General features: G+C 76.4%; 5 protein-coding genes. 4 read left to right on the top strand and 1 reads right to left on the bottom strand.

The genetic code is table 11. The annotated features are described in order from the left end of the window. A partial coding sequence (locus ACTIDRAF_RS27115) for an HPr family phosphocarrier protein (protein ID WP_016697406.1) occupies positions 1-344 on the top strand: 344 nt, incomplete at its 5' end. 93 nt (positions 345-437) lie between these two features. On the opposite strand, the gene ACTIDRAF_RS0203910 is transcribed toward ACTIDRAF_RS27115, so the two are convergent. Further along, positions 438-653, bottom strand: coding sequence for an FmdB family zinc ribbon protein (locus tag ACTIDRAF_RS0203910; RefSeq protein ID WP_016697405.1), 216 nt, complete (start codon positions 651-653; stop codon positions 438-440). Positions 654-814: 161 nt separating this feature from the next. On the opposite strand from ACTIDRAF_RS0203910, the gene ACTIDRAF_RS0203905 reads away from it, so the two are divergent. From ACTIDRAF_RS0203905 to ACTIDRAF_RS0203895, 3 genes are all read left to right on the top strand, one after another. Continuing rightward, complete coding sequence (locus ACTIDRAF_RS0203905; protein WP_026065754.1) at positions 815-1129, top strand: hypothetical protein; 315 nt, start codon at positions 815-817, stop codon at positions 1127-1129. Between the two features lie 61 nt (positions 1130-1190). Then, positions 1191-1940 (top strand): alpha/beta hydrolase, encoded by a 750-nt coding sequence (locus ACTIDRAF_RS0203900; RefSeq protein ID WP_026065753.1) that lies wholly within the window; start codon positions 1191-1193, stop codon positions 1938-1940. 73 nt (positions 1941-2013) lie between these two features. Further along, complete coding sequence (locus ACTIDRAF_RS0203895; protein WP_016697402.1) at positions 2014-2787, top strand: alpha/beta fold hydrolase; 774 nt, start codon at positions 2014-2016, stop codon at positions 2785-2787. Positions 2788-2819 lie beyond the last annotated feature (32 nt).

Genomic DNA, 2819 nt, shown 5'->3' with positions numbered 1-2819 from the left:
AGGCGGCGGCACCCGGCCCGGAATCGCCGGGACCGGCCGCGACGGGCACCGGGGCCGAGGGGGCGGGCGGGACCCCCGAGGTGCTGGCGGAGACGCTGGTGCTGCGCAACGAGGTCGGGCTCCATGCCCGGCCCGCCGCGCTGCTCACCAGGAGCGTCGCCGGCCTGGACGCGGACGTGCGCGTTCGCCTCGGGGAGCGGGAGGCGGACGCCGCCAGCGTGCTGGACCTGATGGGCCTCGGCGCGGGCCGGGGGGACACCGTGAGCGTCTCCGCCTCCGGACCTGACGCGGAGACCGCCCTGCGGCGGGTGAGGGACCTGGTCGAGCGGAACTTCGACGAGTGAGCCGCCCCGCCGGGCGGGCGGCGCCGGGTCACCGCTCGGGGGACGCCGACACGACGCGCGCGCCCGAGACCCGGGGGCGGCCCGCTACCGGGGTCACCCGCAGCACCCTCCGCCGCAGCAGCCGCCCCCGGCCGGTGCCGCCCCGACCGGCGCGGCGCCGCCCCCTCGGGACAGGGCCACCGTCGAAAGCAGCTTCACGGTGTCCTCGTGACCCACCGGGCAGCGGGCGGGGTCGGACGCGGCGCTCATCGGCCGCTGGACCTCGAAGGTCGTGGAGCACTCACGGCAACGGAACTCGTAGCTGGGCACCCCGCCATCATCGCAGAACGGGGCTGGTCGAAAGTTCCTTCGCGCCACCCCCGCGTCCGCCCTCGGCCGGCTTCCGGCGGCCGGGACCCGGTGGAGGTCCCCGGCCGCCCGGGCTCGCCTCAGGGCGGCCGGTTCCAGCCGAGCGACTACCGTGGTCGTCCGTGCCGCGCCGCAACCGATCCCCGAAATCCGCCGTTCGAGGCCGGGCGGCGCCCGCGCGCCCGTTGTCGGCGGGGGTGGGGTCGGCGCAGCGGGTCTCCGGTCCCGACGGTGACTGGATGGTGCGCACGGTGCCCGGCTCCCAGGCGGTGAAGACGTACCGGTGCCCGGGCTGCGACCACGAGATCCGCGTCGGAACCCCCCACGTGGTGGCCTGGCCGGCCGACGAGTACGGCAGCGCCGAGGACCGCCGGCACTGGCACAACGGGTGCTGGCAGGCGCGGGGCCGGCGGGGCCCGACCCGGCGGTGGTGGTGACGCGGCCCGTGGTCCGGATCACCCCGGCCGCCCCGGCCGGTGATGGCACGATCGGATGTTGATGAGTACACAGATCCGGGCGGGCACGGTACTGCCCGCGCGCCGGGAGCCGCTCACCCTGCACACCGCCGACGGCCTGCGGCTGGTGGGGGAGCTGGCGTCGCCCGAGGCGAGGACCCCGGTGGCGACGCTGGTCTGCCTGCACCCGCTGCCCACCCACGGCGGCATGATGGACTCGCACGTCTACCGCAAGGCCGCGTGGCGGCTGCCCGCGCTCGCCGACATCGCGGTGCTCCGGTTCAACACGAGGGGAACGGAGAGCGCGGCGGGCCGCAGCGAGGGCGAGTTCTCCCACGGAGACGCCGAGCGGCACGACGTGGTCGCGGCCCTGGAGTACGCGGAGTTCGAGGACCTGCCCAACGTCTGGTTGCTGGGGTGGTCCTTCGGCACCGACCTCGCGCTCATGCACGGGTGCGACCCGCTCGTGCGGGGCGCGGTCCTGCTGTCACCGCCCCTGCGGTACAGCCGTGAGGAGCACCTGCGGGTGTGGGCGGAGTCGGGCAAGCCGGTGCACGCCCTCGTGCCCGAGTTCGACGACTACCTGCGCCCGCCGGCCGCCCGCGAGCGGTTCGGGGCGGTCCCCCAGGCCAGGGTGGTGCCCTTCGAGGGAGCCAAGCACCTCTGGGTCGGCCGCGCCGACGACGTCCTCGACGAGATCGTCTCCATCGTGGCGCCCGACGTCCCGACGCCGTTGCCCCGCACCTGGGACGGGCCGTACGAGACCCACCAGTTCACGGTCCACCAGTCCTGACCGGCCGCTCCCGGTCGCCCCGGCCGTGGTGCCGGGGGGAGGATGGCGTGCGTACCGACGGAAGGGATCGAGGATGGCTCCGCCCCTGGTGCTGCTGCACGCCTTCCCCGTGGACGCCCGGATGTGGGACGGGGTCCGCTCGCTGCTCGGGTCCGGGCGGCCGGTGCTCGCTCCCGACCAGCGGGGGCTGGGCAGCCGTCCGCTGGCCCGGGACGACGGTGGCGTTCCCCCGCCCGACCTCGATGTCGTCGCCGACGACGTCCTCGCCGAGCTGGACGCCAGGGGGATCCGGCGCGCCGTGGTGGGTGGCTGCTCGATGGGCGGGTACGTGGCGATGGCGCTGCTGCGCCGGGCCCCGGAACGCGTCGCCGGTCTGCTGCTCGTGGGGACGCGGGCCGGTGCCGACGACCCCGAGCAGCGCGACAACCGGCTGCGGGTGGCGGAACGGGTCGAGCGCGAGGGCGCGACCGGGTGGCTGGCGGGGACGACGGTGGAGGGGCTGCTCGGACCGACGACCCGGGCGTCCCGTCCGGAGCTGGTGGGCGAGGTCGAGCGGTGGGTGCGCGAGCAGTCGCCCGCTGGTGTGGCGTGGGCGCAACGGGCCATGGCCGCCCGGCGGGACTCGGGTGCGCTGCTGGCCTCCGCCACGGTGCCCGTGCTGGTCGTGGCAGGCCGGGAGGACGGTCTGATCCCGGCGGAGGAGCACCGGGCTCTCGCGGGCACCATCACCGGCTCCGCGTTGCGCCTCGTTCCGGGAACCGGGCACCTCGCCCCCGTGGAGGATCCGGCCGCCGTCGCCGCGTTCGTCGGCCCGTGGCTCGACGAGATGGAGACGGCGGCGGGGTGAGGCGTCACCGGACCGCCGCGCGGCCCGCACCC

This window comes from Actinoalloteichus spitiensis RMV-1378 (assembly GCF_000239155.1).
GTDB lineage: Bacteria > Actinomycetota > Actinomycetes > Mycobacteriales > Pseudonocardiaceae > Actinoalloteichus_B > Actinoalloteichus_B spitiensis.
Note: the sequence above shows the minus strand (reverse complement) of the source record. Positions and strands in the feature narration are given on the sequence as shown.